Here is a 25,836-nt window from a genome sequence, read left to right on the forward strand (position 1 = left end):
TTCTCCTAATTATTCTTCGTCTGTTGTGTCTTCATCTGAGTCAGTTGAGTCATCAGTCATATCGGTTGAAGGTGATTTTTTGACTGTATTCCATTTAGCGTAACCATAAGCAATCAATAAATTAGCTACTAGGACTGTATCGAATTCATTGATTAATTCTATCAACCTATCCAAATCTTCTTTAGTAGGCTGTACGCGCTTTAGACGCTTACCTTCGTTTAAGTATTTTTCGGACAAACGCAAATTTTCATGTTCATATTTGCCGATAAAATCTGCGATCGCACAGATAAAATCTTTTTTTGAACCCGACTGACTGCTTAAAAGTTGTGCTAATCCATAATTTCGCTGCCAATCTAATTCTTTTACTCCATCTTTAGTGGTAACTTTCCCCGCATAAACTGTTGCTTGATTTATGGCTTTGGCAATTCTCAAAAAACTAGCATCTCTGGTAATCTTAGTAAAATCAACATCTTTTTTGGTCATGATATTTAGTCCATTTACGGAAAACAAACGAGGGTTTTTCCCTTGGGGATTGGCTAATTGTTTGACAACATAATCAGCATAACTAGCTTGGAATCTAAAAAAGCTAGAGAAATTAGTTCCAGTAATAAAATCTCGATAAGCTGCTAATAATTCACTATGTCCGGCTTCAGCTGATAAGGAAACAATTACTGATAAATGCTCTTGTAAAACATCTAAGTAATCAAGAAGTTCGGCATAATTATCAGGAATAATCCACCCTGGTAAACCCAGCGTAAATAATTCTTTTACACCATAAACTTGTCCTTTTGAGCCAAAATGCGTACCGGGAAAACTGCCAACAAAATCATTTACTGGTTTTCCCCAAAACTCAAAGGGATTATCTTCTTTAGCTTCAGCTTTAGCTGGATGATTCTCTAAAAGTTGCTGACATAATTTTAACACTAACTCAGCATCAAATCGCGCAATACCATGACCTCCCCCTGGTGGATTTGATTGTCTCAAACTTCTTAATATTTCTCGGTATTTCTGGAAAGAAATATCTTTCGGTTCTAAAGCAACTACTCGCCAATCATAGCTATTTTCCGCGACTTTGACTCGTTCAGAAATGGCAAATTCAAATAAGCCATTAGCTATCAACCAAAGATTTAGCCAATCTACTTTTTGAGCATCAGTTCTATTGCTATCAGCTTTGATTCGATTGACTCCCTGTACAGATGTGGGAAGATAAATTTTCACAGCCGCCGCTGTTTCTGGTAATTTTATACCTGTTTGTTGAAAAAATAGCTCGGCGACTATTTCTGATGTTGGCTGAGTATGATTATTTTGAGCGAAAGTTTGGCATAATGCAGTTACTAAACTTCCATAATTGTCTTTAAGTTTCCAACTTTCTAACCATAAGCTATTATGATTGCGATCGTGCCGCATGGAAACCAGAATTGAACCATTTTGAGTCCTGGGATCTGGCGGTTTTGGTACTTCCTCACTCCACTCTCCTTTCCCACCAGTTTGATAACGATATTGTTGATACAGTTTACGTTTTTCTACCTCCTTAACTACATCAAAAAAGCTAGTTTCAGATGGTATTTGACTTTCATCTGTTTTCTGTCCTTTGACAGGTGGAAATGGATTGGTATAATCTAGTTGAGCAAAGGCGGCAATATCGATCGGTTTAGCAAATTGAATCCGGTAATTAGTTCCCGCATCGATTAGCTGCATTTCTCTATTTTGTTGGGTACGATGCAGTGCATCATCCACAATTTGTGCTAAACCCAATAACAAAAAGGTGTCAGCATAAGTATTAAATTTCTTCGGTACAATCAGCGCCTCAGTCATTGGTGGTTTTCTCTATTGCTGTTGCTATTCTATTACCTGATTGGAAGGGGGGTCTTCCAATTAAACTGATGCTGTTCCCAGATAAGAAATCTGGGAACAGTGGATATTTACTTCTGGAACAGACTTGTTTGGGTAGAGGAATTAGCTAAACTGATTGGAGAAAGAACTATGTCCCATCGCCAAAACTTACCAGATTTCCTTGTTTGAGAAGGAAAAATTTGCAAAACTCCGTACAGATAACCAACCTCTAACTTCCCATTTTTGGCACGAGTGCGAATTTCCTGAGCAGATAATTTTGCTTTGGCAACTATTTCCAGGAACTCTCGTACTTTCTCGGTAGTTAAACCGTTGGCAACTGGAAACTCAAAATTATTGAGGTTTAGCTCTAATTGCGAGCTTGTTGGTTTATAATTCATAGTAATTACGAAAAATGTGAAAGGTAACGGCTTGATGTGGAAGATCAGCCGTTTCTAAAGCAAACAATACGAGAAAGTGTCTCTGAAGTGGAAGTTCAGGGGCACTTTTGTTGTATCCGTACTTTAACACAAGTATTTCTTTTAATCCATAAGAATATACTTTTATTTTTTCTCGGCATTTTGCTAGTATACTTTCAGTGGGGTAGCAGACAGGCTACTTAAGGTTGACTATAAATAGAACAGAATCCCTGCAAGGGACTGAAACTATTCTTATGGGTTAAAGTCTTCCATGCCATTTAACCTTCTGCTATCCTCACCTCCTTAGCATTGCTAATAGATAAAGAGCGTTATGGTTCAAGCAATACCCACAATACCCACAAAGGTTACATTTGACGAATTTATTGCTTGGTATCCAGAAGGGACGGGATGCCACTACGAACTACGCAGCGGGGAAATCGTTGAGATGCCTAAACCTACAGGGAAACATTCGCGGGTAGCTGGTTTTATTACAGTGAAAGCAGGGATTGAAATCGATCGCCTGAAACTTCCTTACTTTATTTCCAAAGAATGCGTGATTAAATCTGTCCGCGACGAGTCTGGGTATGAACCTGATGTGATTGTACTTGATGAAAGATCGATCGCAGATAATCCACGATGGGAAAAGGAATCTGTGATTACTCAAGGAAGTTCTGTCCGTTTGGTGGTGGAAGTAGTTTCTACTAATTGGAGTGATGATTATGCTTTGAAGTTAGAAGAATATGAAGCTTTAGGTATTTCGGAATATTGGATTGTAGACTATTTAGGGTTAGGAGGAAGGCGCTTCATTGGTAATCCTAAACGACCTACCCTTTCGATTTACCAACTTATTGAAGGAGAGTATCAAGTGCGTCAGTTTCGAGAAAATGAACGGATTGAATCTCTTACTTTTCCAGAGTTGGATTTGACTGCATCGCAGATTTTTCGAGCAACTAATTGATAATTATTTCATGATTTCAAAGTTGTACCGATCGTTGGTCACATAGTCGTAATGCTCTCACGACTAACCAATATAATTGCAAATATTCCATTTGGTTTAGAGAAAATCTTTTGAGGTCTAATTCTCTAATTGGATAACAGCTTTGATTTAGATTTGGTGCTTCTGTTGGTAGAGGTAAAGTTTTGGATAACCAACGAGTCATACTGCGCCAACTGAATGCGATCGCATTTTGTGCTTCTGGATGTAATTGAATATCTCCAACTTTCCGAATCTCTTTAATTTCCCAACCTTTAGCCCAAGCAGAATGATGTCTTCCTGCTGCTAAAATCACTGTGTACATAACACCGAAAATCTGTTGATTATCAGCATTAAACTCATTTTGTAATAAGGGAAATAGAGATTGTTGTAAAATGTATTGTGCTAAGAAAGCACTTTCAACAGCGTGGTTAGGTCGTTTATGTTTAGCTTCATAAGCTTTGAGAGCCTGTTTTTGTTCCTCATCTTCTGGGTTATAGTCTGTGTGTGCTAGTAAATGTGATTTAGGTGGTTTACCTTTGAAGCTAGAATGTGCGATCGCCTGCCATCCCCTCATCACTGCTTGCCATTTAATTTGTAGTTTCCCCAAATCATGAGTAAAGATTGCTAATAATACCAAATATTCAAACAGTTCTTCTGCTTGGGTTATGGTTAATTGAGTCAAAATCTTCTGCTGAATAAATCGTCCGCCAGTGTTTAGTAATTCATGACGAACGCTACCATATTTAGTTTTTACCCAAGTACCATTTTTTAAGCTAATTGTCGAGAAAGATTCTTGCCAGCATTTCCACATACAACCCAAATGTCCGACATAAGTATCCATCTGATACTGATATTCACTAACTGCTTGCTTTGGTGGTTTATTGGGAGAAATAAAGTTATTACCTTCAACATTTACTCCGATAAGTAAACCAATTTTTTCGTCATAGTAAACATAGCGAGGATTAACTAAAATTTGCCAGCTATACACCAAATCATTTTGGGAACGGACAGTAATACAAATGGGTAAATTATAAGTTTCAGCAGCTTTTCCCTTTGGTGATTCAATCCGCTTAAATATCCAATCGATTTGATATTCTAAATTTTGGACTTCGCGCCAAACCTTTAATAAGGTAGTAAGGGGTACAGAAAAGGCTAATAGTTTCTTGGGATTAATTTGTTGATTATCGTCAAAATCAATGAAAGTTGGTTCATTCCAAACAAATACATTGCGGTTATCTACATGACGAATTAAGTCATCGGCAACTGAGCGATCGCCTGTGAAAATAGCATCATTGAACTTTCTTTCAAATTCAGCAGAGTCATTTTTTCTCCGTTCTGCTTGTAGGGAATCTGCGGCTATATGTACGCGATTAATCCAGGCTTGTTCTAGGTTAAAATTAACCTGTTGATTAACTTGTTCTGATTGTGTATGTGCTTCTAAAACCTGCCAAGTTAACTCACAAAGTTCTCGCTCGTAAGGCAAAAAGCTTTTCTTCTGTTCTGTCGGTTCTTCTGCAAAATCCCGATCGCCCAATTCCCCGTTTTCGGGATTAATCTGAATACTCCAATAAACGCAAACTTCACCTTTCTCTCCTTTGAATCTGGCACATCTTCCGGCTCTTTGTAATAGTGAGTTCATCGGACATAACTCTGTGTGCATAATTTCACAAGTGATGTTAAGTCCGGCTTCTATTACCTGAGTAGCTATCAAGATATGACAATAACTATCAGCTTGCCATTGCTCAGAAAATACAGCTTTAATATCAGCTTCTTTTTGGGCGCGATGTTCTGGTAAAAAGCGAGAATGAAGCAAAGTGATTTTTAACTTGTCTTCAAAATTCAGTGCATCCAAGTCTCGAAATAAACCTTGCGCTTGAGACACAGTATTACAAATAACGATAACTCGCTGGCGCTGATTTTGTTGGATGTCATCGAGGATAACTTCAGATATTAAAGGAGTGGCTATGGCTCTAAAAGTGCGGTGACGGTTGCCTTCAATTGTAGCTAAATCTGTTTGGCTAACTTCAATAATTTCCACGATCTATTACCTCTTTAATTTGCTGAGATAGTTCGTCAGTTAAAGTAGCAGTCATTAGTAGAAATGGTGCAATTCCTTTGACTTGTTGTAAGACTTTTAAGACAGTGGTAAATGAGCGTTCTGGGTCGAGTAAGTGCAATTCATCAAATACTAAATAAGAGGCAAAGATTGCTCCAGCGTTGACGTTAGCAGAACCGCGACCTACAGAATAAGGTATGTTGAGAAAACTGCTTAACATTTGGTCGATCGTACAGAAAATGATATCGCCTTCAAAACGCGGGTCTTCTGGGTTTTCTCCGGTTTGTAATGTGACTGTTAAAGGTCGAGGTAAAGGATAGTGTTTTGACCAATTTTGAACGAGAATTTCTGTTCTTTGACGCAAGCTATTGGCGAGGGTGCGTAAAGGGACGACGTAGATTAATTTGTTGGGAAAATCGAGTTGCAGGGGTTTGGCGAAAAGGAAAGGTGCGATCGCTGTTTCTGTCTTCCCCGAACCTGTGGGAGCACGAAGTAAGATATCTTGGCGGTTGAGGAGCTTCTCAATAGTTTGGAGTTGAAATTGTCGCGGGGAAAATCCAGTAAGAGTGTAAAAGAATGGCTCAACATTCATAACTTAAATTATAATAGTTGTTTTTCGGACTGGTTGAAAAAAGCTTATGCAACTGACTGAACGCCGTGCCGATCGCGTTGTTTTATACAATATCAGTTGGCAACAATTTGAAAACCTTTTAATTGACTTGGGGCAAAGTCGTGCTGCGAGACTTGCTTATGATAACGGAACTTTAGAAATTATGACCCCCTTACCCGAACATGAATATTACAAAGAATCCCTTAGCGATGCTGTTAAAGATATTGCCGAAGAATTAGAAATTGACTATGAAAGTTATGGTTCAACCACTTGGAAACGTGAAGCGCGTTTAGCAGGAATTGAACCCGACAACTGTTTTTATTTTCAAAATGAAGCGAAAGTCCGAGGTAAATTAAAGTTCGATTTGACACAAGATCCACCTCCTGATTTAGCTTTAGAAATTGATTTAACTAATAAATCATTAGATCGCTTTCCGATCTATGCCCGTTTGGGTGTACCGGAAATTTGGTGTTACGATTCTGGGGAATTAAAAATTTATCAATTGCAAAATGAAGAATATATAGAAGTAGAAAATAGTTCAGTTTTTCCCATGTTGCCAATTCAAGAATTACCTGCTTTAATCGCACAATATCGTCCTAATGGAAGACGCGCAATTAGACAAGCTGTGCGACATTGGACAAAGCAAATGGGGTGAGGGATGCGATCGCTGTTTCTGTCTTTCCGGTAGGTGACTTCAAAAAATACCAAACAATTGTATGAGTATCTACAACTACAGAACTCATAAAGGAAACTCCTTGGGAAAATTACCCCACATTTCCTGACGAATTTCGGCAATATCTGCTTCTGTAATTTCAATATCTAAATCGCTCCATAATCCATATAAATTACTACGTGGCTGTGGTGATAAAGAGTTTTGTTTGAGCGATTGAATAAAGTTTAGAACTTCTTGTTGTTGTTCAGGTGGTAATTCCCGTAAGTTTTGTAATACAGCTTGCTCAATTGTCATTGTTTAATCTCCTAGTTCTTTGAATTAACATAGAACAAAAACTTTTTTCTTGTAATGAGTATTAAGCTAATTTGTTTATTTATTTGTGTTACTTAAATTTTTCAGTCCCCTTGCGGGGATTAGTTAAGAAAAATGATTCTACTGTCTAACCAGTATCTTAGAAAGAGTGGCTTCAGTCCCTCAAAGGGATTTTAAAAGCAGAATCTTAGCTTTAAAGCTTTACTATGGGTAGTATAGCATAGAAGAACTAACTAAGATTATGTACAAAAATTAATTTTTACTTAAAGCGACTTCCAATTCTTATCTTGGAAGACCTCTTGATATTCAGAAATATCAAGAGGTCTTCCTTAAGAAATCTTCAGCTTAATAATCTGAAGCTTCCTAAAAGTCAATCTGGTAAATAGATTCCTGTCTGTTGAAGACTGATGTTTTCATCCTTCAGATTGGCATTTTCATTAGCTAAGGTCCATTCCAGATTATCTTGGCGCTTCTCCAGATTATCTTGGCGCTTTTTGATAGCCTGAATTTCTTGGAACAAGGAATCTAGATAATCTGGCAAGTCGGATAGTAAAATTCCTGCCTTGGGAATAGAAGACATCTTTCTAGATACAGGATAAACAGTGGAATCAAGGTTGTATTCGGGTTCACTCATCTTTGACATCCTTTATTTTACTATTCGTGAGCATAAAGCTCTCCACTAATAAAAATTCAATCTCAAGTATAACAATTCTTTCTTTTACTTGCCTTAGCTCTGCGAGTTTTCAAGTTCTATTACCGTTTGACCCATTCCCAAACGAGTTTTTATTCCTGTACCTGCAAACTGTGCATAATGAATGAGTAAGTTCGCAACGTTTGCCAGTAAAGGGTCTATTCTGCTGATAATTTGTAGTCTTACTTGACCTGTAAAACCGATCGCATATCCTCTCTGTAAATGGTGCAAACCAGTTTTTATCTTGTGCGAATTAATCACAACCGCACTTTCCAAATAAGCAATTAACTCATCACTTCCTAAATAAACAGGTGCAAATTCATTCCATCTTTCTAACCAACTGCGAAACATTAAACTTGGCAAAGGTAAAGGTAAATTTTTGTTTCCTTGAGCAAAAGCAGTAGGAGTAGTAAATTGCAAATTAAAGCGGTTAATTGGTTCTGGTTCGTTGGCAACTAAAGTGGTGTAAAGTTCTTCATAACTGGTGATTTCGTCTTGGCGATCGCACACCGCAAAATTCCCACCCAAAAACTCTAATTCAGAGGAGAGATCTAGAGATGCGATCGCTTTTGCATGAACTTCATTTAATCCACAAAGCGATAATTTATAAAACTCTTCAGGTACAAACGTTACAAAGTCTTGAGAGCAACTGCAACGGCCTAATATTCCAGAATAACTGATAGCTGGAATCTTTTCCTTACCAACTTCCAAGCTCATTTTCTGGTGTAATTGCTTCACCAATTCTAACCCATAAGCACGGGGTAAAACAGTAGGTTGAGATACAGTTAATATCCAATTAGAACGGATTAACATATTTTATAACTCTTTAAACTTTACCCATCCTGGTACAAATTTAATTTCTCCCTTCGGATCAACTACAGTTCGCCTAGATTTCGGTGCTTCATAACCGGGTGCAGAAATACCGCAAGTATCACGAATTGTCTCAACTAATTCTTCATCTAAACACAAGCTAACTGTAGTGCCAAACATTCCACTTCCCCAACCTAATCTTAAGCTAAAAGAACAGTCTTGAGCATAAAAATTGCGGATACTGCTAAACTCTAAATTTTTCCCACCAGCATGAGGATTATTTTGGATATCCTGCCAGTAAAAATTTTCTGCTTCCCATTGATCTTGACTAAATTCCCGACAAATATTTAAAATATCATCTACATTTTTAAAAGGGATATTCATTTTTTCTTTGTGACAAAACCAAGATAAGAGTTCTGGATTAATACTCAAAGTAAATTCGGTTCTTAAATTTCTAATCATTTCCACATATAGAGAAGCCTTATACTTGGCTTTCATATTATCAAATCGACTGGAAACTATTACCTCAACAGCAACAGGCAAATTAAACGATACGGATTTATCTTGTTTATTTTTCCGATTAAATTCTAAAATTGGTTCAGAATCTGTAACATGAACTGCTCTCATAAAATCGGTATTCGGAAGACTGGTTTTACCAGGTGCTAATTTTCCCTGATAAAAAAGAGAGAATTCCGAAAATAAGCTATTCATAAATAGTGAATCATCAGCAAACTTGGCATTACGCTTTAGTTCTCCCATTGTTTCGCGCAATCTAGTTTCAATCTCGCTGACTCGCGTTTTTTGAGAAACTTGATATTGATCTGGGTATTTGAGTAAATGGTATGCGATCGCAGTCCGAATCGCACCCTTAATCGAAGAACCTGGAATATAAAGTTGTCCAAAACCATTGCGAATCATCGGACGCAAATCACTAATTTTTTCTTCCGTCCATTTGCGACTAATACCAGTCTTGGGAAAAATTGCTTCAAGTTCTTGATTACTTTGCCAATTTTCTCCAAAAGCTTCTTTTAAAAGGCTAGTAATCTCTTCTCTATTTTCAATTCTAGTAATATACTCCTGTAACTTTGCTTTCTGATATAGAGCTTTTGCCAATAAATCACGATTGGGTAAATAAACTCGATTTGATGTTTGCACATATTCAAATGGACTCAGTTTAGAAACTTCTGAACCAATATGCAACATTGGACTGGTAAGTTGAATGCGTTTTGTTTCGTAAACTTCGGGTTTAACCAGAGTATTTTCAGGAGTAGAAACCATAATTTTACTCAACTTTTACATTAACAGGTAAACTCAAACTAATGCCACTGCGATAAACTTTGTGACCGTTTCTCTGCTTTTCAAAATCAAAATTTTCGCTTTTGGGAGGAGTAACATCTGCCAGTTTCCCTTTGGGTTTACTCAGAAAAACAGAACCCTCTGCAAACATTTGTATTGACTTGCGGCGACGCTGACTTCCTGAAGGAGAAGATGAAATCCACCCACCTCGACGCAGCAATTCATAGCTGGTATTTGCTAGAAATTCATTCGATAAGGATTCTTCCCAAAAGAGGCTAATCAAACTATGAAAGTTTCCCCGATCAAAGTTGACAACTTTTTCCCATTCAGGAGTTAATTCACTGTGTTCAACTTCAAATTGTCCCGCACCGCTAGAACGTTCGCCACCAAGTCCTTCCTCACCCAGAAATTTTAAGACATTCAAAAAAGTATTTTCAAATTCCGGTTTAGAAAATTCAACAAGAAAATACAAACCTGAATTTTCTTGATAGTAAACGAAATTGGTGCAATAGATGTTGGTTGCTCTGGTGATGCGATCGACTGCTATTTTAGGAACTTTACCCTTTTTGACCGCTTCCCCATAATCAAATGTTCCTGCTTTCGTCAATTCTCCATCTATTTTATCTCCCTTTTTAGCCTTAGCCTTAGCTTTAAGTTCTTCTCCATCGCTGTCTTTCCATCCGTCCCCTTGATACCACCGTTGCCAAACTTCCAACGGTAAATAATTGAGTTTTTTGTACTCTTTGGCAAATTCAAAGTCATCTTCTGGATACTTGATCGGACGTTTAAGCGGACAGGGTAAATAGTAAATAGTTTTGCCGTTAACCTGCCGATAAATAAAGGTGGAACTTAAGCGAAATGGTGGTTCTTCTTGAGTTTGAAATTGTTGTAATAGTTCCTCAACAGCATCTTTTAGAAATAAGCGAGCATAAGCACTTATCCAAGCACTAAATAGGGTGTCTGAGTGGATGCGATCGCTAGTCTCTTCCATCCCAATTCCCAACTCGCCAAAGTGAACGGGATTCCCTTCAAATTTCAGTTTAAATAATTTCCAGTAACTCATTTTTCCTCTGAATTTGGCAAAAGTTTTTGGATATCCGCAAACTTATTCGGTAATTGGCTAGTATTCTCAATCTCTGGTAGTTTATTTGATAACGGTAAACTGAGCGAACTGCTTCCAGGTTCGCCGATTCCCGCATAATCTCGATAGGAAAATTCCAGATTTTCAAACTTAATTTTGCCGTAACCGCGAGAACCATGTCCGCCTAAAGCATCATCTTCTAGAATCAAAATTGCACGCAGAATATTTTTCAAATCCACTTTTGCTTGACTGGCATCTTCAACCGTATAAACCATTTCAAAGTTAAATTTTGCTCCTTTGGGAACTCTTTCTACTTGTCTCGGATTAGCTGCTGCTGTAATGCGATCGATTCCATTTTCAAACTTCCACTCAGTCATATATAAACCAGTGTCAATTTTTTGGAGGTTTTCGACAGACTCTTTTATCAAATGACAATCACGAACTATTAACCGTGCTGGAGCATTTCGTCCTGTAACTTTCAAATATTCCTTACCATCAATCTGTTTCTTTTCGCTTTTTTCGTCAAATATCCCCTCTTGACGAGCTACCTCAGTTTCAATCCAGCACTTGACACCAGTAGAGCCGAAAACACGAGATACTTCACAATTCCTTGCTCCGTCAAATTTGATATATTGTCTATCAATTTCCGTGACTCCATCAACTAAATCATCGCTTTCGTATCGGTAAGTTCCACTACCACCAAAACGATTTAAAGGCTTGTTTAGTAACCGTTCTAAAATTGCGCGGAGTTTCCCTTTTATCGAAGAACCAGGTAAATAAGGATGTTGAGTAATTGGATCGCGGATTACAGGTTTATCTAGTCCTCCAATGTTAAGAGTTTCGCCACCTCCGCCAATGTGAAGTCCTGTTTCTACTAACAAAATACTTTTAAAGTAAAGCTTTCCAAGTAGTTGTTTTTGAGGTTTATCGGTTGTTGATACACTCATTGATCTTTTCCTCCGGCTGCTTTGTGGTATGCAACTATTGACTCAATAAGTTGAACGAGACGAGCAAAATCACGAGCAAAATCATCTTGATTCTCATTCCTGACTTGTTTAATGGCAGCTTCTAGCACTTTTTTCAACGGCTCAACGGGCCCCGGATCTTTTTCCTTTTTCTGTCGAGCTGCAGCATAGGCTAATTGGTATCTTAGGACGTGCAATTCATCCCTCTTCTCTTTTAATATCTGAAGTAATATCTCAGGTTGTTCGTTTGGTTGAATATTTGTTTTACCGTACTCAATCTTGAAACGATTTACAGCATCTAAAAATTTGCGGATTTGATTAGTTTTTAACTTCTTTTCAACCAGTTTATTTCCTAGTTTTTCTGCGTCTTCAACTAAATCACAAATTTTATACTGGTTTAAACCCTCTCCTTTAAAGCCATCAATCTTATTGACCATTACCGTTACAATATCTTCATCCATTTTCGGTTTAGGCTTAGAGTATTTATCTTCTGGTGTCATGGCTCTTCCTAATTAACATTTCAATTCCGATAAAAGTTACTTATCCTTGCAATACCTGTTCCACAGTTAAAGCCAATTCTGGAAACGTCTGAGAAGAAATTCTCTCATTTCCGCGAAATTCTACCTGTTCATACAATCCCTCTACCAAGGTCAAAACAGTAACTTTTTGCTCAATTGGATCGACAATCCAATATTCAGGAATTCCGACTACACTATATTCAGAACGCTTAAAACGATAATCTCTAGTTCGAGATTCTGGACTCACAATTTCTACTGCTAACAATGAAGCTGATTCTAGAATGGCTGATACATCTCTTTGGATTATTTGATCTCTATTTATCACAGAAATATCAGGAATTCGCGATCGATTTATTGATGTTCTTACTCCTATACTTTGCAATGTCAGCCAAGGTAAATTAAGCCGATTAATCTCGGCTTCAAAGTTATTTGCCAACAATCGAATAATTAACGCATGGTCAAATGTTGGTGGATTCATCAGGATTAATTCTCCATCTTCCAATTCATAACGATTATCAGTACCATCGTCATAATGAAGGTAATCTTGAAAGGTAAATTTGGTTTTAGTCGTTGTTTGAGTCATGGCTTTCTTTGCGGTTAAGTAGTTCTATCCAAGTGGCAATACCTTGAAAATAAGGCGCATTATACGGACTCTTTAAAGATTTACGAAAATCTTCATTATCCAGCACATTTTTTGGAAGTCGTGCCAAAGTATAAGCAATTTTTGGTAAGTGTAAATAGTAGCGAATATCTCGCTCTTGATCTTGATAATCTCGATTTTTACGTTTTTCTTCAATCTCCTTAATCATTTGTTTCTGAACTTGAGCCGTAGCTAGTAAGTTTCTGACAAAACTACGCGAATAATTACTGTCCACATCATAAAGCTTTTTCACAAAAGGTAGGATACCAAATAAACTAGGCAAACTTTCTGAGCTTAGATAGGTTCTAATTTCTTCATCAATCACTTCTGATTTATAAGTCCCTAACCATTCATTCCACTTAAATACTTCTCCAAATAATCCTAAACTATCTCGACCATTTCCTTTAGCTTTATTCTCAGCTTCCCCCGATTCATTTGCTGCTTGATAAAGAGGAAATTTAACATCAGCAAGGCTAATTCCACCAGAAAGAGTGATATCAGGATTATAACCTGTGTAAGCTCGAAATGCTTGATAAACATCAAAGGCAAATTCAACTACTTCATTCCAAGTTCCGCTAATAAATAAGTCGTCACCTCCTGCATAAATGAAAAGTAAATTATTTCTATGCTCATCAGTTAATCCGGTAACAGTTTGTAACTTGTCAAAAAAGTATTTATGGCGGTCTTTAGCAAGCTGATTTAGATGAACCTTAAAGAAATAAGTCATTAAGCGAGAAAGTCCAGCAATTCTCGGTAAGTTTTGAATTGTCTTTTTCTTAAGACCTTTAGCAAAAATTTTACCTAAGTTATCTACATCCATCCGTAAATAACCAACTCGCTTAATTCCATCGGCGCAACTTGCCATTTCTTCAGCACGTATGAATCTAGATTTATCTAATCTAGATTCATCAGTAATTTTGATGCGCTGACCATAATTGCCTAAAAGAAGAAAAATTGCATTATTGGAGTTTCGATAATTTTCAATTTTCCAATCATTCACTCTAAAAATTGTCTCTTTTGTTTGATATTTTGGCTGAACTTCTTTAAAAAGATGATAGTAAACATCCTGACAAGTTGAATCAATTTTGGAAAATTGGAGAGGAATGTAATAATCTGAGTTAATTTCTTTTTCTTTAGAATGCGATCGCAGAATCGTTTTTACGCCAAATAATCTTTCCCCTAATTCAAACATTTGATTACAAATTGGACAAGCTAATACTGATTCATTTTCATTAAGGGGTTTTAATTGCTCAGGCTTAAAATCATCCCTGTGACAAACTTTACAGGGTGGATAACTATCTTTCTTATCTAAAATTTCCTGGATCTGATTGTCAAATTTTCTAGTTTTTTGTTGGTTGACAAGACTAATTGCTTTTTGCCAATGAATCTTGGCAAACTTTTCGCTACTGACATCTTCAGCAGGAAAACAATGATTAGCTAGGGCTAAAAATATTTGTCCTTTAAATTTATCAAGTAACCATTTATTAAACCTATTTTTGATTTCGGTAATTTTATCATTAATACCGACAGCAGGCGCTAATAGATATAAATTTCCTCCACCAGCATAGATAACACTGGTGCGAGGTAAATGTAATTTCTCCAAAAGTTGCTGCACAATTTCCTCTGCGACTAATTCTAAATAAAAACTTCTTGCTCTCAAAGATTTCAACGCACCATCAGAAGAAATCGTGTAAATAAATTTTTGAATTCCTGATAAGTCACCAGCAATTAAAGTTATTTGATCATCTTCAGGATTTTCGGCTAAAGCAGCAGCAACGGCAGCAGTCGATCGAGCTAAATCAATCAAAGCAATATCTGACTCGCCAAAGCTGAGACAGGAACCATATTTTTCTAGAATGACTGTCAGTAAAGATAAGTTTTTGAACCAATTCGGATCTGTTTGTATGAGGTGAGCAATGTTCTTTTGTATTTCCAATTTTAAATTTTCTAGCTCGGCAGTTGTTGGTTCTTCCATTTTGGGATAAGGGATGGAAGGATAGGTATCTTTGATTGCACCTACAGGACAGTAATTTTTTTGTTCTGTCTTTTCTTTTCCATCTTTAGAAAAATCCACAAAATCAAATAGCAATCGTAAAGGTTGAGGTTCTTGTTTTTCAGGCCATTTTAGGTGACTTTTCGCTTTTTTTACAGCTTGCTGTTCTTGTGGTTCTAGAGATTGCAACTGAGGTAAAGAAACGTTTGTCCATTTAGCTAAAACTCCAACAGCTTCCTGCATTATTCGTAAAGCTACATTTTCAGATGCCATAACCCATTTTTCCTCAATTACTAACTTAACTTTGAAAAAAAGTACGATCGCCAACCATCACCCCCCAGGCAAATCAACCTTAAACACCTGGGAAATCGAAACTTCATGTGTATGCGTCGCCACTACCACTACACCCAAACGCGGATCGTAACAACCTACCCAAGCAGCAGGGTGACATTCATGCACTAAATACCCATACAACCAAATAGGTGCTTTACCTTCAATAACTATTCCTTGACTAAAATCAACACCTGCTGGCAACTTCAACCCTTTGAGATCGGCAGGTGTAATAATGCCATTTTCGTTGGTAATTTCCAGGCGTAAGTGTTGATAAGGCAACCCTGATTGTGTTTGATGCGGAAAAATTTCCAGTTTTATCGCACTCATATTTATCGTTGTTGATTGGACTATTCCTACTATCCTAGTAGGTAAATTTAGATATATTCAGTTGGCAAAACTTCATGGCTTTAGGTAAACAATGATTACCTCATATCTTCGACAAAGAGCTACTTTCAACCCGTACAGTATGTAAGTTGAAAATTTACCCTGTTATCAATTTAACAGAACCCTGCGCCAAAAGTCCGTCAAAAAGTTAAAATTAACCATTAAGAATTTATACAAAATCATAAATTTTGGCTCAAATCTTTACTAACTTTTGCACGGCGGTAATTAATGCTGGAGAAAGTAATCGATTTTGTCCAGCAACCCAAGGGCCACAAGTCATTTCTAAATAAGGTTGTTCTTGGTGAATAACTTCACACTCTGTCAATTTACTATGAATCACAGCTACAGGTTTAAGGTTGCCTCTATCCCGACAAAACTTATGCCAACTTTCTACTTCTTCCGGTAAGGAACTAATAATTAAGTAATGAGAGCAAGCTTCTAATATTGGTTGTTTTTCCGGTTGTACCATTCCTCCTACATCGACAATTACTAAAGATTTTTGTCGCCTTAATTGGAGAATCGCTTCTGCTTGGAAGGGAAAAAACTGTGGTGTTAAACCGCCTTTATTAGCTGCTTTAAATGTTTCTCCATCACCATTGGCTTCTGGGGTAAGTTCTAGTACATAATTTCCTTCACCGTCCCAATTTGCTCGTTGTAAATAAATATTGGGAAATTGGGATAACAAAGCTTTAAATAAAGCATGAGATAATAGGCTTTTCCCGCTATTTGGAGGCCCAACAATCATCAATCCCGTGCAAAGCGGACTATCTTGCTGCTGTTCTAACCCGATTCTTTGACCAATTTTAACTAAACGGCTGTGGGTGGCTACGACAATGGCACAATGGAATCGGGGTTCGTAACTGGCAATCCAAGCGGTAGGATGTAATTCGTGGACAAGATAATTGTGTAACCAAATTGGGGCACGACCGGAAATAATTACACCGATTGTGGTGTTAATTCCACTGGGTAATTCTAAATCAGTTAGTTCTTCTGGATAAATAATTCGGTCTTCGCTGGTTAATTCAATTGATAATAGCTGATATTTCAAGCCTTGGGGGTTTTGCTGGTGAGACAGCGAAAGGCAAATATTCTTCTTCACTCGGTTAGTCATTGTTCCGATTTCCATTATTGACTTTGTGCTACTATAACCTCTAGGTAGAAAAGGGGTCTTCCATAGTTGGTTGATGTTGGTTTTGTTTATCCCCCTAGTCCACACATTCTCCAATGGTTAGCCGCAGGTCAACTGGCAAATCGGTTTGCTCGATCGCTCCGTCTCTGGGTATTATTGCAGAGGTTTTATCATCCAGATTCTCGTTGGCTTTCTTTGCCGCAACCTTTTAGTTATAGTGAGGTTCGATCGCACTTATTCGCACCAACTCATCCCCAAAGCAACCAATTGAGTGTAGAAGAGTTGGTAGCGGCTTGTCATGACTCTGGCTGTATTTGTCACCAACCTTTTCGAGATTGGATTTTTGCACCGGGAAGCCTTCAAGAGGAGTCTGTTTGGCGGCAAATAGTAATGCAGTTGACGGGGTTGAGTGAAGATGAGTTAGAACAAAAGTTACAAGAACGTCCTTTTGCTACCGTACATCGCTCAATCCGCGATGACTTAAAGTATTTGCAGCAGATGGGATGGCTAAAATCTCCTAGTTCGGGAAAGTACCAACTTTGTTCGATTCGAGAGTTACCCACGCCTCCAATTGAAGTTAATCCGCAACCAGATTTGGGATTATCAAAAGCGCAAGTTTGGGAGTTGTTGCGAGTGTTGGAGTCTGTGGCTTTTGTGCAGCCAAATCTTAATTTGGTGGTGGAATCGCTTTGGGAACAAGCAACTAATGATTCCCCTACTACTTTGAAATTAAATCAAGAACCTACCCAACGAATTTTTATTCATTTGGATTATATCCTGACAGAGGAAATGCAAGAGCAGGTTGATACTTACCAAGAACAATTAGAATCACTCTGGCGCAGACATGAGGGGGGAACGATCCGGTTTAACTATTGGCTGGTTACTCAAGAACGATTGGTGGAAATTATTACTTACCCAGTTTGCTTGCATTATATGCGACGGGCGAAATATTTAAGTGCTTATGGCATCGACCCTCATGGAAACTTTGGTTGGCATAATTATCGCCTCGATCGCATCGCCGTGAAAAGTCTGCAAATTTTAGCTTGGGGAGATCCGTTGATTCCTAAACCCTTGAAAGATTTGTGGCGTACAGGTAATTTACCTACTCCAGATGAGATACAAGCTGAACTTGATGAAGCTTGGGGTTTTAATTTCTATTACCCGAAAGGGTTACTGATTGTTCGTTTTCCACCGCAGTTTGCCCGTTGGTATGTGGATGATACGGTGCGCCATCCTACTTTTGAACCGATTGCTTACCAACAATTACTACAGTTGATTCGGCAACAGGTTAAAGGTTCTCAACAGCAGCAACTTTTAAGTATTATTCAGCAAAGACCTACAACGGATGCTTATTATAAAGCTTGGATTCGGTTGGGTGATATTAATGTTTTAATGCGTTTGCGTGATTGGCGACCTAATGGTGAGGTGATTGCGCCTTTGTCTGTTAGGCAGAAGTTGCTTGATGAGGCTTTGCAGGAAGTTTCACATTATCAGGATTTTTAATGTTGCAGGTCAGTTTTCAAAGCAGCACGAGCCAATTTCACATAAGTTTTCACTGTTTGATAAGGCATTTCCAAATCTTCAGCAATTACTTGCAAAGATTCTCCTAATTCTCGCCTCGCCAATATTGTCGCCCAAGTTTCAGCAATTTCTCTAGCTCTTTCGCCACCAATTCGCTTACGTTGTGATACAAATATTTCTGTTAACTGAGCAATTCTTTGTCCTAACAAATCTTCTACTGTTGGTGCTGTTGGGATATCTTCAGAAGAAAGCCATCCATTTCGGGTTTGTCCTAAACCGAAAGTGGTTTTGTGACCAGTTCCACAATAAGGAGCTAATCTTCCCAAGGTGTAGAATAATTGGGTAAATTCCGATCGCTCTTGACCTTCTTTACTTAAAGCATATTCGATCGCACCCACAAATCCCGTCACCGAGCCTTTTTTCCCAGCTTGTACTTTACAGGATTCTAGTTTGACTTGTTGGACAATGACATTCTCATCTACCCAATCCAAAAAAGCATCTTGTTCAAAAGGCATTCCCGAAAAATCATTCCATCGCCGCAAGTAACTATGAAATACATTAAAAGGTAATGGTAAAGGAAAGTGATGTTTTTTCCGCCGAAAACTGGTTGGTGTGACAAAACTGAGTTTTAATGTTGATGAGGAACGTTCTGCTTCCCATAACTGTTTATAAGTCATTGCTGGTAGGGCGATTTTACATGATTTAATCACTAAAGGTACATTCCGCAACGCCACTTCTTCTGGTAATGCTTTCATCCATTGGGTCAACCATTGCACCACTTTTGCAGATAATGCTGTCACATACCAACGATAAGTTTGTGATGCTTGTACCAGAAATTCCTTACCTACAGGTTGTAATGCGCCTTCTAGTCCAGAAATGGTGAAAGGTTTTTCTGATTGTCCATCGTGCAGATATGCCGACAATTCTGGATCGAACGATCGCACTTGATCAAGTAACCAGGCATGAAGTCCGATCGTATATTGGGGATATAAAAAAGCGTCTGTTTTGGGTTGTAATTCAAAAACTAATCCCAGCAGTTCTGTATCTTTTGACCAACTGAGTTCGGGTGAGTTTGATTCTTTTCGCTGGCGGCGACTTTTGGCAGGTTGAGGCATTGTGATTTGCCGAATTTTTGCTGCTTGTATTTTACTTGGTTTCCATCTCCTTCTGGGGATTCTTTTAGCCGAAAGGTAAGGAAATTGTTGGTGCGATTCCCGCAGGGATCGGTACGCGAATCGCATTCGGCAATCTCAACCGTCAATACTTAGGAAAAAGAACAACTGCAAAAGCTTTCTTGCTGCGATCGCTTCCTTTAATCTCTGCCATCAATTCCTCTGTTTTTCAGTCCCCTTGCGGGGATTTGGTTAGTTGAAAGCAGAGTATCCAAGTAGGAAAAGACTATGGAATGGCGTTTCAGTCCCCTTGCGGGGATTTGGTTAGTTGAAAGCGGTTTTACTATGGAGATTGGTAGATTTCTTGGAACGTTTCAGTCCCCTTGCGGGGATTTGGTTAGTTGAAAGCATCTAAAGTAACGGCTAAGCCCGGAAGGGATGCGTTTCAGTCCCCTTGCGGGGATTTGGTTAGTTGAAAGTATTGAGCCTGGGAAAATCTACACTCTGGCTTGCTGGATGTTTCAGTCCCCTTGCGGGGATTTGGTTAGTTGAAAGAAGGAACACGGTATCTGCGTGGGGATTGATGCCCCAAGAGAGTTTCAGTCCCCTTGCGGGGATTTGGTTAGTTGAAAGTTGCCAAGAGTATTGGAGTGGAAATTTGTCTCGGAGAGTTTCAGTCCCCTTGCGGGGATTTGGTTAGTTGAAAGCTGAGATTTATCAATTTTTGCTAAATCTTAGAAAGGTTTCAGTCCCCTTGCGGGGATTTGGTTAGTTGAAAGCTTGAGGGTTTGAATATCGTTAATGTGCCAAGGTAGCCGTTTCAGTCCCCTTGCGGGGATTTGGTTAGTTGAAAGTTGGAGAAGTTGGTAGTTGCGGATAGTAAGGAAAATGTTTCAGTCCCCTTGCGGGGATTTGGTTAGTTGAAAGTGGCGCGGTGCCATTGGTTCAGTTAGTGCGGTGGTGGTTTCAGTCCCCTTGCGGGGATTTGGTTAGTTGAAAGAAGGATGGGAAGAAGATTAAAGCATGATGACATTAACTGTTTCAGTCCCCTTGCGGGGATTTGGTTAGTTGAAAGCAGTTAAAATCCTGCGTCCATCAATCTTGTAAACAATGTTTCAGTCCCCTTGCGGGGATTTGGTTAGTTGAAAGAGTTTTAGCATGGGCAATAAACAAAGCGTGCATATTGTTTCAGTCCCCTTGCGGGGATTTGGTTAGTTGAAAGAGTTTTCATAAAAAATGTTTGTGCGCTAGCGCACTGGTTTCAGTCCCCTTGCGGGGATTTGGTTAGTTGAAAGACTGCAACAAGGAAGGACATTTTGAAGGCAGTCAAGACGTTTCAGTCCCCTTGCGGGGATTTGGTTAGTTGAAAGTTCTAATTAGATTTATTCCCCCTTAATTGGGGGACTTGTTTCAGTCCCCTTGCGGGGATTTGGTTAGTTGAAAGATTAATCCCAATACGATAAATACTACCAAATAAAAGACGTTTCAGTCCCCTTGCGGGGATTTGGTTAGTTGAAAGAGCTTGAGCATGGTAGCTTGGTTCGTAAATATCAAGGTTTCAGTCCCCTTGCGGGGATTTGGTTAGTTGAAAGTCAATCCCCTGCATTACCTGTGAGCTAACGCTTATTGTTTCAGTCCCCTTGCGGGGATTTGGTTAGTTGAAAGTTAATGAGACTTTGGCTTTTGAGCAGGAGAAAACTAAGGGTTTCAGTCCCCTTGCGGGGATTTGGTTAGTTGAAAGCTATTTGACTATTAGGAACACTGCTACCAACAAATTAGAGTTTCAGTCCCCTTGCGGGGATTTGGTTAGTTGAAAGCACTGTTGGGTTTCAAGGGCTGACCCTTACTAAGAAGTTTCAGTCCCCTTGCGGGGATTTGGTTAGTTGAAAGCGGACACAAGGGGGGTGGGAGTAGAAGATATTTATTGTTTCAGTCCCCTTGCGGGGATTTGGTTAGTTGAAAGCAGCTGACAGCCCGGAAGCGGTCTGTCTTCGGTTTGATGTTTCAGTCCCCTTGCGGGGATTTGGTTAGTTGAAAGCTCAAATTTTGAAATGCTTAAAGGAGTTGGCGCAATGAGGGTTTCAGTCCCCTTGCGGGGATTTGGTTAGTTGAAAGTCTGTCGCCCAAAACCCAGACCAATAGAGAGTTGTGAAACCACTTTTCGTGGATCGCAAATTTCACCTCATTTCAGCCGAGCTTATTGCTAGTCTTTTTCAATAACTCTTAAGGTACTGAAACTGAAACTATTGAATTGTCAAGGTTCTGGCGTTTTTCGTGAATCCCCCCAGGTTTTTGCTCCCGCTTCGATCCACGAAAACAATCATAAATCAGTAGCATTCTCTTGTCAATGCTTTGTGTTTATGATATGTAACAGAATCACTAGTACCAAAAACTAGTTTTTCTTTACCTTTGAGTTTTGCCGATCAGAAAACGGGGTTATTGAATTTGCGATCGCTTTTAAATGAATCTTTGACACTGTGCCATCCGAGAAATCTGGAATCAAATATTTGCTTTCATCAATCGCTTTGTCCCATTATCTCAGATTGGCATGAATAGTGAAAGAAGCGATCGCATCTGGAGGAAATTAGCTTCTACTGTTAAATTCTGATGTTATCGTATCAGACTCAAACAGTTCCCATAAACCAACCGTACCCACGAAAAAAGTATAAATGCCATATTGAATTGGCTTATGCTTTTTCGCAGGTGCATAAATAGCCGCCACAACTGCCTCGATTGAATGAACTGAGATCGCGAAATGTCCCAACCAAAGAACTGGCATCAAACTGCTGGGGAAATGATTGGTCGTTAGTCTGGCTTCCAGATTCCATAATTCCAGTGCGATCGCAGCGACCATCACAACTGGAGATATTACTTTGAGCAGACTTTCAAGTTTTTTCTTGCTCTCGTTTAAAGTCAGGGGATTCATTCCAATATTTCCGGTAACAACATTATTATTATTCATTTGGTTTTTCAGATGGTTGCCAAAATCGAACTATCTTTGAGATGTTCAAAACTAAATCCGTTGTAGTTTGAGTATAATTAAAATCAGGATTCAAAAGCGGTAAAATAAGATGAGTATTACAGAGTCTATCAAATTAGTTAAATATGTGGCTAATGCTAACGGAGAAAAGACAGATGTAATTATTCCGATCGAAGTTTGGGAATCTTTGTTAGCCTCCTGGTCAAATATGGTAGAAGTTTTGGAAAATCAGGAAGATGCAACGATATTTCAAGAGTTTTTACATCAGAAAAAAACTGGTGAACTCCAGACAATTTCTTTAGATGATTTAGAAAAAGAATTAATGGCAGATGGACTTATATCAAGTTGAAGTGACGAGTGCTGCCCGCAAGGAAATTCGCGGTTTACCAGGTAATATGCGGCAACGAATAATTGATTTACTTAAACAACTTAGCGCCTCACCTAGACCGCATAATACCAAACTTATGAATATGTCCGAATTGGTAGCACCTCAAACCGATGTCAGCCGATGGAATTTGACGCTGCTTGATTTCGGTGCGTTGGTCTGTACCGCACTCAAACCTCGCTGTAGTGATTGTCCGCTACAGGAACGCTGCAATTACAATTTACTCGGTGGTAGAAATTAGCATCCACAGCATAATGCAAGACCGATGCAGAAATACGTCCTGAGAGTTTTGCGCTCGCCCATAGTGCTCTTGTAAAATCAATTTTCAATTGTTGAGAATTCGCAAGAGGAAAAAGTTTATGGCAAATATGTCCGGTCAAGACCCCTCGGAAATCACAATGGCAACGGTTGATGAAGAACGAAAAGGCGCAACTTTCAGCGGTACGGTCATCCTTGGTATAGATCCTGATGGTGGGGAAGCCCTTTCCTTTAGAGACTTTTTAATTGAAGATTATAAAGGCGAACTTACCGCAAATCTGGCAACAGATGGCGATATAACGAAAAGCATTGATTTAGGCTCACTCGATCGTAAAAGCCCCAGTTTTAAGCTGCCAATTCCGCTGGGAACGGATACATTACCCTACAATACAGTCGTGTTGAGCGACAAAAAAAGCCAGAAAAAAATCCTGACGATCGATCTATAAAATTTGTCAAATGGGTTCTATAGGGTTGCGACAAAAAGTTACGGCCCAACGCGGGTCACTTTCATGCAGCCCTGTCAATCAATGAAGCTTTGCAAAATGCTGGTTTACAGATGCCAGAGACAATTATCGATCGCAATGGTAAAGCTAAGAAAACTTGGCATTTAACCACAGAGGGCGAAAATTACGGTCAGATGCAGATGGATACCGCCAAAGGACACCATAAAACCGTGTTTGTTCCTCGGTGGTTTACCTCGGTTATCCCGGTAATCATTGAGCAGTTCTCTGCCTAAACAGTTGACAAACCCGCTGCTTATTGCGGCGGGTTTTCTGTAGTGCGGGTTGTAAACGGTCATTAACAGCGATCGCATTCTGGTCTTTTAATCATAAACAAAAATGACTTCTGTTCTGTTGACAGCTTCTGTGATATTTGAGTTCAATAAATTCTAATTCTGAGTCAGAATGGTGAATTAATTTAAGCTCCCGAAAATTCAATAGGGTTGACTATCTTTATGAGTAAATTGCCATTTCCCGTCTACCAGCATTGCTTGTAGATCGTCATCAGGATAAGTGACTACATCACCAGGGGTGCGATCGCCTATTTCTAGGTAAACAACTTCCTCGTTGGTATTATTGACCAAGTGATGAGCATTACCAGAACCAGCCCGAAAACCTGCACACATACCAGGGGTTAACTGCTGTGAGCCTTCATCTGTAATTAATGTGGGACAACCTTGCAAAACATAGATAAACTCATCTTGGGTAGTATGGGCATGGCGAAGAGCAGATGATGCCGATGGCTTTAATCGTGTGAGGTTAACGCCAAAATTCTTTACTCCAAACAAATCACCCAAAATGCTTTTCTCTCGTCCTTCCATTCGGCTAGCAAATGGTTCTGGGTAAATACTCTTCTTCGCACGGGGAGCTACTTCGCTGGCTGTAATTGCGATCGGATAGTTGAACTCTGACATATCATTATTTGTAAAGACAGAGAATCTGTTCAGTATATAACAGATTTAAAAGGAGATATTATAGTTGAGTAACTAGGCAATCATTACCCATCCGACAAGTCGATGAGTATTCAAAGAAGTCAGTTAAGAACTCAAATAGTCACCTAGTTTAATAGGAAGTGTCCCAGGAAAGGAAACTTTCACTTTCCCCTTCCCTACTAGAGGTTTATTATGAGTATTGAAATGCGAGTTAAATGGTTACTATATGTTTTAAATCAAAATCGTGAAAAAGGCTTTAGCTTTTTTCCTCTGATTCTTGTTATGTTTATTCTGACAATTGCGGCATATTTTTTCATTTTACCTGAACTTGTGACTAGTCCCACAAGCGGCGTTAGCAGAGGTGCCACTAGAGGTAGGCAAGCTGAAGGTAAACAGTATGTATCTTCTATTAACAAAGCTCAACAAGCCTACTACACAGAAAATGCTACTTTCGTAACACAATCTAATGCTGAAGGTTGGGGTAGTTTGGCAGTTGGTATTAAAACCCAAACCACAAATTATAAATATTCAATCTCACCGATTGGCACAGATGGAGTTAATGCCTTTGCCGATGCTAGTAAAATAAATAAAAAGTTGAAGAACTATACAGGAGTTGTTGGTTTGGTACAAGATCCGGAAAATCGTGGGAAAAAAATATCGCAAGCAATAGTATGTGAAACATATAAAGCTGGAGATGTACCTATGCCGGGTGAAGTAACTGAAACCGAAGTAAAATGCTCACCTAATTCTTATCTTGTAGTTAGATAATAGACATAACGATCGCACCACGCCGCACCACGCCCAAACCGTCGAAGCATCACCTGAGCATTTAAGTAAAAAATTTCCTGGGAATGCGGCCTCGTTTTTTCTGGTGATACCATTTCTCTGTAACAATGCGCTTAATACTTCTTGCACGACTTACTATGTCTATCAAGGATTTCAGGAAAAATAATTACGAAATATTAAGCGCATCTTTATGGAGAATTGGTATGAGCAATTCCTTTAGCGATGCTGTGATAGATTTCCCGATCGATCGCATTCCACCTCGCTTGGTGCTTCTTCCATTGCAGCCAGGTTGCCAAACACCAGGAAAAACCACAACCATGTAGTCGGTTTGCCATTGGTTTTAATCATCATCAAAGATCGACCGTCTGCTTACGCCCAGCTTGGCACAGGCAGATTCCATTTCTCCGGTGATAGCACACGCTTATCACTATAGCCAGCAAGACTTATACCATAACTCATTGAATTTGTTGACATCTTGTAAATAAAACGTTACATTAATTTACAGAAGGAAACAAACGAGAGAGAGAGAAACAAATGTACACCACCAACGAAGAAGGCATTTTGAACAACTACGCTGTAGAACCCCCGGTTTACTTTGCTGAGTACCCTTCACAAGAACAGCAACAGCGTTATCTGTTTCAAGGTG

28 protein-coding genes and 1 CRISPR repeat array are annotated in these 25,836 nt (G+C 38.9%); of the genes, 9 read left to right on the forward strand and 19 right to left on the reverse strand.

Annotated features, from left to right (window positions below):
* Window positions 1-9 precede the first annotated feature (9 nt).
* Both ACE1B6_RS06750 and ACE1B6_RS06755 read right to left on the reverse strand, forming a co-directional pair.
* Entirely contained in the window at window positions 10-1,815 is a 1,806-nt protein-coding gene (locus tag ACE1B6_RS06750; protein WP_413256483.1) for a hypothetical protein, read from the reverse strand.
* 107 nt (window positions 1,816-1,922) lie between these two features.
* Window positions 1,923-2,231: a hypothetical protein gene (locus ACE1B6_RS06755; protein ID WP_413256484.1), complete on the reverse strand. Its 309-nt coding sequence runs from the start codon at window positions 2,229-2,231 to the stop codon at window positions 1,923-1,925.
* 349 nt (window positions 2,232-2,580) lie between these two features.
* On the opposite strand from ACE1B6_RS06755, the gene ACE1B6_RS06760 reads away from it, so the two are divergent.
* Window positions 2,581-3,207, forward strand: a complete 627-nt coding sequence (locus ACE1B6_RS06760; RefSeq protein WP_413256485.1) for a Uma2 family endonuclease — start codon at window positions 2,581-2,583, stop codon at window positions 3,205-3,207.
* Between the two features lie 16 nt (window positions 3,208-3,223).
* Here the strand turns inward: ACE1B6_RS06760 and cas3 are convergent, their stop codons facing one another.
* Entirely contained in the window at window positions 3,224-5,263 is a 2,040-nt protein-coding gene (cas3, locus tag ACE1B6_RS06765; RefSeq protein ID WP_413256486.1) for a CRISPR-associated helicase Cas3', read from the reverse strand.
* Entirely contained in the window at window positions 5,250-5,873 is a 624-nt protein-coding gene (locus ACE1B6_RS06770) for a DEAD/DEAH box helicase (protein ID WP_413256487.1), read from the reverse strand. The genes cas3 and ACE1B6_RS06770 overlap by 14 nt, the downstream gene beginning before the upstream one ends.
* Window positions 5,874-5,919: 46 nt before the next feature.
* Between ACE1B6_RS06770 and ACE1B6_RS06775 the strand changes: the two genes are divergently transcribed.
* The gene (locus tag ACE1B6_RS06775) at window positions 5,920-6,546 is read left to right on the forward strand and encodes a Uma2 family endonuclease (RefSeq protein ID WP_413256488.1); all 627 of its coding nucleotides are present in this window, start codon (window positions 5,920-5,922) and stop codon (window positions 6,544-6,546) included.
* An 84-nt stretch (window positions 6,547-6,630) separates the two neighbouring features.
* Here the strand turns inward: ACE1B6_RS06775 and ACE1B6_RS06780 are convergent, their stop codons facing one another.
* The 11 genes from ACE1B6_RS06780 to crn3 (ACE1B6_RS06830) all read right to left on the reverse strand — a co-directional run bounded on the left by ACE1B6_RS06780 (window position 6,631) and on the right by crn3 (ACE1B6_RS06830) (window position 16,698).
* The gene (locus ACE1B6_RS06780; protein WP_413256489.1) at window positions 6,631-6,858 is read right to left on the reverse strand and encodes a DUF2281 domain-containing protein; all 228 of its coding nucleotides are present in this window, start codon (window positions 6,856-6,858) and stop codon (window positions 6,631-6,633) included.
* Between the two features lie 388 nt (window positions 6,859-7,246).
* The gene (locus ACE1B6_RS06785; RefSeq protein ID WP_413256490.1) at window positions 7,247-7,510 is read right to left on the reverse strand and encodes a hypothetical protein; all 264 of its coding nucleotides are present in this window, start codon (window positions 7,508-7,510) and stop codon (window positions 7,247-7,249) included.
* 93 nt (window positions 7,511-7,603) lie between these two features.
* Window positions 7,604-8,380, reverse strand: a complete 777-nt coding sequence (gene cas6, locus ACE1B6_RS06790; protein WP_413256491.1) for a CRISPR system precrRNA processing endoribonuclease RAMP protein Cas6 — start codon at window positions 8,378-8,380, stop codon at window positions 7,604-7,606.
* A 3-nt stretch (window positions 8,381-8,383) separates the two neighbouring features.
* Window positions 8,384-9,655, reverse strand: coding sequence for a type III-A CRISPR-associated RAMP protein Csm5 (csm5, locus tag ACE1B6_RS06795; protein ID WP_413256492.1), 1,272 nt, complete (start codon window positions 9,653-9,655; stop codon window positions 8,384-8,386).
* Between the two features lie 4 nt (window positions 9,656-9,659).
* Window positions 9,660-10,736 (reverse strand): type III-A CRISPR-associated RAMP protein Csm4, encoded by a 1,077-nt coding sequence (csm4, locus tag ACE1B6_RS06800; RefSeq protein ID WP_413256493.1) that lies wholly within the window; start codon window positions 10,734-10,736, stop codon window positions 9,660-9,662.
* Window positions 10,733-11,701 carry a type III-A CRISPR-associated RAMP protein Csm3 gene (csm3, locus tag ACE1B6_RS06805; RefSeq protein ID WP_413256494.1) on the reverse strand — a complete coding sequence of 323 codons (969 nt, stop codon included), beginning with the start codon at window positions 11,699-11,701 and terminating at the stop codon, window positions 10,733-10,735. Before csm3 ends, csm4 begins: the two co-directional genes overlap by 4 nt.
* A complete protein-coding gene (gene csm2 / locus ACE1B6_RS06810; RefSeq protein WP_413256495.1) occupies window positions 11,698-12,219 on the reverse strand; it encodes a type III-A CRISPR-associated protein Csm2 in 522 nt (173 codons plus the stop codon). The genes csm3 and csm2 overlap by 4 nt, the downstream gene beginning before the upstream one ends.
* A gap of 40 nt (window positions 12,220-12,259) precedes the next feature.
* The gene (locus tag ACE1B6_RS06815) at window positions 12,260-12,820 is read right to left on the reverse strand and encodes a Uma2 family endonuclease (protein WP_413256496.1); all 561 of its coding nucleotides are present in this window, start codon (window positions 12,818-12,820) and stop codon (window positions 12,260-12,262) included.
* Window positions 12,801-15,143, reverse strand: a complete 2,343-nt coding sequence (gene cas10, locus ACE1B6_RS06820; protein WP_413256497.1) for a type III-A CRISPR-associated protein Cas10/Csm1 — start codon at window positions 15,141-15,143, stop codon at window positions 12,801-12,803. The genes ACE1B6_RS06815 and cas10 overlap by 20 nt, the downstream gene beginning before the upstream one ends.
* Before the next feature lie 57 nt (window positions 15,144-15,200).
* Complete coding sequence (gene crn3, locus ACE1B6_RS06825) at window positions 15,201-15,530, reverse strand: CRISPR-associated ring nuclease Crn3/Csx3 (RefSeq protein WP_413256498.1); 330 nt, start codon at window positions 15,528-15,530, stop codon at window positions 15,201-15,203.
* A gap of 250 nt (window positions 15,531-15,780) precedes the next feature.
* The gene (gene crn3 / locus ACE1B6_RS06830; RefSeq protein WP_413256499.1) at window positions 15,781-16,698 is read right to left on the reverse strand and encodes a CRISPR-associated ring nuclease Crn3/Csx3; all 918 of its coding nucleotides are present in this window, start codon (window positions 16,696-16,698) and stop codon (window positions 15,781-15,783) included.
* Window positions 16,699-16,764: 66 nt separating this feature from the next.
* Here crn3 (ACE1B6_RS06830) and ACE1B6_RS06835 point away from each other — a divergent pair, with 66 nt between their 5' ends.
* Window positions 16,765-18,219, forward strand: a complete 1,455-nt coding sequence (locus ACE1B6_RS06835; RefSeq protein ID WP_413256500.1) for a TIGR03985 family CRISPR-associated protein — start codon at window positions 16,765-16,767, stop codon at window positions 18,217-18,219.
* Here ACE1B6_RS06835 and cas6 (ACE1B6_RS06840) read toward each other — a convergent pair.
* Complete coding sequence (cas6, locus tag ACE1B6_RS06840; RefSeq protein WP_459562980.1) at window positions 18,216-19,352, reverse strand: CRISPR-associated endoribonuclease Cas6; 1,137 nt, start codon at window positions 19,350-19,352, stop codon at window positions 18,216-18,218. The two genes, ACE1B6_RS06835 and cas6 (ACE1B6_RS06840), sit on opposite strands and share 4 nt — an antisense overlap.
* Window positions 19,353-19,575: 223 nt before the next feature.
* Window positions 19,576-21,464: direct repeats of the CRISPR family, unit length 37 nt; unit sequence GTTTCAGTCCCCTTGCGGGGATTTGGTTAGTTGAAAG.
* A gap of 469 nt (window positions 21,465-21,933) precedes the next feature.
* Entirely contained in the window at window positions 21,934-22,311 is a 378-nt protein-coding gene (locus ACE1B6_RS06845) for a hypothetical protein (protein WP_413256502.1), read from the reverse strand.
* A 109-nt stretch (window positions 22,312-22,420) separates the two neighbouring features.
* On the opposite strand from ACE1B6_RS06845, the gene ACE1B6_RS06850 reads away from it, so the two are divergent.
* The 4 genes from ACE1B6_RS06850 to ACE1B6_RS06865 all read left to right on the forward strand — a co-directional run bounded on the left by ACE1B6_RS06850 (window position 22,421) and on the right by ACE1B6_RS06865 (window position 23,708).
* Complete coding sequence (locus tag ACE1B6_RS06850; RefSeq protein WP_413256503.1) at window positions 22,421-22,678, forward strand: hypothetical protein; 258 nt, start codon at window positions 22,421-22,423, stop codon at window positions 22,676-22,678.
* On the forward strand, window positions 22,659-22,955 hold the full coding sequence (locus tag ACE1B6_RS06855; RefSeq protein WP_413256504.1) for a type II toxin-antitoxin system RelE family toxin: 297 nt from the start codon (window positions 22,659-22,661) through the stop codon (window positions 22,953-22,955). Before ACE1B6_RS06850 ends, ACE1B6_RS06855 begins: the two co-directional genes overlap by 20 nt.
* A 118-nt stretch (window positions 22,956-23,073) precedes the next feature.
* Window positions 23,074-23,418 (forward strand): hypothetical protein, encoded by a 345-nt coding sequence (locus ACE1B6_RS06860; RefSeq protein ID WP_413256505.1) that lies wholly within the window; start codon window positions 23,074-23,076, stop codon window positions 23,416-23,418.
* Between the two features lie 110 nt (window positions 23,419-23,528).
* Complete coding sequence (locus tag ACE1B6_RS06865; protein ID WP_413256506.1) at window positions 23,529-23,708, forward strand: hypothetical protein; 180 nt, start codon at window positions 23,529-23,531, stop codon at window positions 23,706-23,708.
* A gap of 198 nt (window positions 23,709-23,906) precedes the next feature.
* Here the strand turns inward: ACE1B6_RS06865 and ACE1B6_RS06870 are convergent, their stop codons facing one another.
* The gene (locus tag ACE1B6_RS06870; RefSeq protein WP_413256507.1) at window positions 23,907-24,386 is read right to left on the reverse strand and encodes a cupin domain-containing protein; all 480 of its coding nucleotides are present in this window, start codon (window positions 24,384-24,386) and stop codon (window positions 23,907-23,909) included.
* 210 nt (window positions 24,387-24,596) lie between these two features.
* Here ACE1B6_RS06870 and ACE1B6_RS06875 point away from each other — a divergent pair, with 210 nt between their 5' ends.
* Window positions 24,597-25,172: a type IV pilin-like G/H family protein gene (locus ACE1B6_RS06875; protein WP_413256508.1), complete on the forward strand. Its 576-nt coding sequence runs from the start codon at window positions 24,597-24,599 to the stop codon at window positions 25,170-25,172.
* A 206-nt stretch (window positions 25,173-25,378) separates the two neighbouring features.
* Here ACE1B6_RS06875 and ACE1B6_RS06880 read toward each other — a convergent pair whose 3' ends face one another.
* Complete coding sequence (locus tag ACE1B6_RS06880; RefSeq protein WP_413256509.1) at window positions 25,379-25,525, reverse strand: hypothetical protein; 147 nt, start codon at window positions 25,523-25,525, stop codon at window positions 25,379-25,381.
* Between the two features lie 199 nt (window positions 25,526-25,724).
* On the opposite strand from ACE1B6_RS06880, the gene psb34 reads away from it, so the two are divergent.
* Window positions 25,725-25,836, forward strand: a 112-nt coding sequence (gene psb34 / locus ACE1B6_RS06885) for a photosystem II assembly protein Psb34 (RefSeq protein WP_413255236.1), incomplete at its 3' end; no start/stop codon positions are given.

Origin of the sequence: Floridaenema fluviatile BLCC-F154, from assembly GCF_041929135.1 — a bacterium.
Lineage (GTDB): Bacteria > Cyanobacteriota > Cyanobacteriia > Cyanobacteriales > Aerosakkonemataceae > Floridanema > Floridanema fluviatile.

Coding starts and splice junctions, on each gene's coding strand:
- ACE1B6_RS06875 (WP_413256508.1), top strand. CDS start 24,597: ATGAGTATTGAAATGCGAGTTAAATGGTTACTATATGTTTTAAATCAA.
- csm4 (WP_413256493.1), bottom strand. CDS start 10,736: ATGAGTTACTGGAAATTATTTAAACTGAAATTTGAAGGGAATCCCGTT.
- ACE1B6_RS06850 (WP_413256503.1), top strand. CDS start 22,421: ATGAGTATTACAGAGTCTATCAAATTAGTTAAATATGTGGCTAATGCT.
- csm5 (WP_413256492.1), bottom strand. CDS start 9,655: ATGGTTTCTACTCCTGAAAATACTCTGGTTAAACCCGAAGTTTACGAA.
- ACE1B6_RS06860 (WP_413256505.1), top strand. CDS start 23,074: ATGGCAAATATGTCCGGTCAAGACCCCTCGGAAATCACAATGGCAACG.
- csm2 (WP_413256495.1), bottom strand. CDS start 12,219: ATGACACCAGAAGATAAATACTCTAAGCCTAAACCGAAAATGGATGAA.
- crn3 (WP_413256498.1), bottom strand. CDS start 15,530: ATGAGTGCGATAAAACTGGAAATTTTTCCGCATCAAACACAATCAGGG.
- ACE1B6_RS06755 (WP_413256484.1), bottom strand. CDS start 2,231: ATGAATTATAAACCAACAAGCTCGCAATTAGAGCTAAACCTCAATAAT.
- ACE1B6_RS06870 (WP_413256507.1), bottom strand. CDS start 24,386: ATGTCAGAGTTCAACTATCCGATCGCAATTACAGCCAGCGAAGTAGCT.
- ACE1B6_RS06760 (WP_413256485.1), top strand. CDS start 2,581: ATGGTTCAAGCAATACCCACAATACCCACAAAGGTTACATTTGACGAA.
- crn3 (WP_413256499.1), bottom strand. CDS start 16,698: ATGACTAACCGAGTGAAGAAGAATATTTGCCTTTCGCTGTCTCACCAG.
- cas6 (WP_459562980.1), bottom strand. CDS start 19,352: ATGCCTCAACCTGCCAAAAGTCGCCGCCAGCGAAAAGAATCAAACTCA.
- ACE1B6_RS06815 (WP_413256496.1), bottom strand. CDS start 12,820: ATGACTCAAACAACGACTAAAACCAAATTTACCTTTCAAGATTACCTT.
- ACE1B6_RS06845 (WP_413256502.1), bottom strand. CDS start 22,311: ATGAATAATAATAATGTTGTTACCGGAAATATTGGAATGAATCCCCTG.
- cas10 (WP_413256497.1), bottom strand. CDS start 15,143: ATGGCATCTGAAAATGTAGCTTTACGAATAATGCAGGAAGCTGTTGGA.
- ACE1B6_RS06880 (WP_413256509.1), bottom strand. CDS start 25,525: ATGGCAAACCGACTACATGGTTGTGGTTTTTCCTGGTGTTTGGCAACC.
- csm3 (WP_413256494.1), bottom strand. CDS start 11,701: ATGAGTGTATCAACAACCGATAAACCTCAAAAACAACTACTTGGAAAG.
- ACE1B6_RS06750 (WP_413256483.1), bottom strand. CDS start 1,815: ATGACTGAGGCGCTGATTGTACCGAAGAAATTTAATACTTATGCTGAC.
- ACE1B6_RS06770 (WP_413256487.1), bottom strand. CDS start 5,873: ATGAATGTTGAGCCATTCTTTTACACTCTTACTGGATTTTCCCCGCGA.
- ACE1B6_RS06855 (WP_413256504.1), top strand. CDS start 22,659: ATGGACTTATATCAAGTTGAAGTGACGAGTGCTGCCCGCAAGGAAATT.
- ACE1B6_RS06780 (WP_413256489.1), bottom strand. CDS start 6,858: ATGACAATTGAGCAAGCTGTATTACAAAACTTACGGGAATTACCACCT.
- ACE1B6_RS06785 (WP_413256490.1), bottom strand. CDS start 7,510: ATGAGTGAACCCGAATACAACCTTGATTCCACTGTTTATCCTGTATCT.
- ACE1B6_RS06775 (WP_413256488.1), top strand. CDS start 5,920: ATGCAACTGACTGAACGCCGTGCCGATCGCGTTGTTTTATACAATATC.
- ACE1B6_RS06865 (WP_413256506.1), top strand. CDS start 23,529: ATGCCAGAGACAATTATCGATCGCAATGGTAAAGCTAAGAAAACTTGG.
- cas6 (WP_413256491.1), bottom strand. CDS start 8,380: ATGTTAATCCGTTCTAATTGGATATTAACTGTATCTCAACCTACTGTT.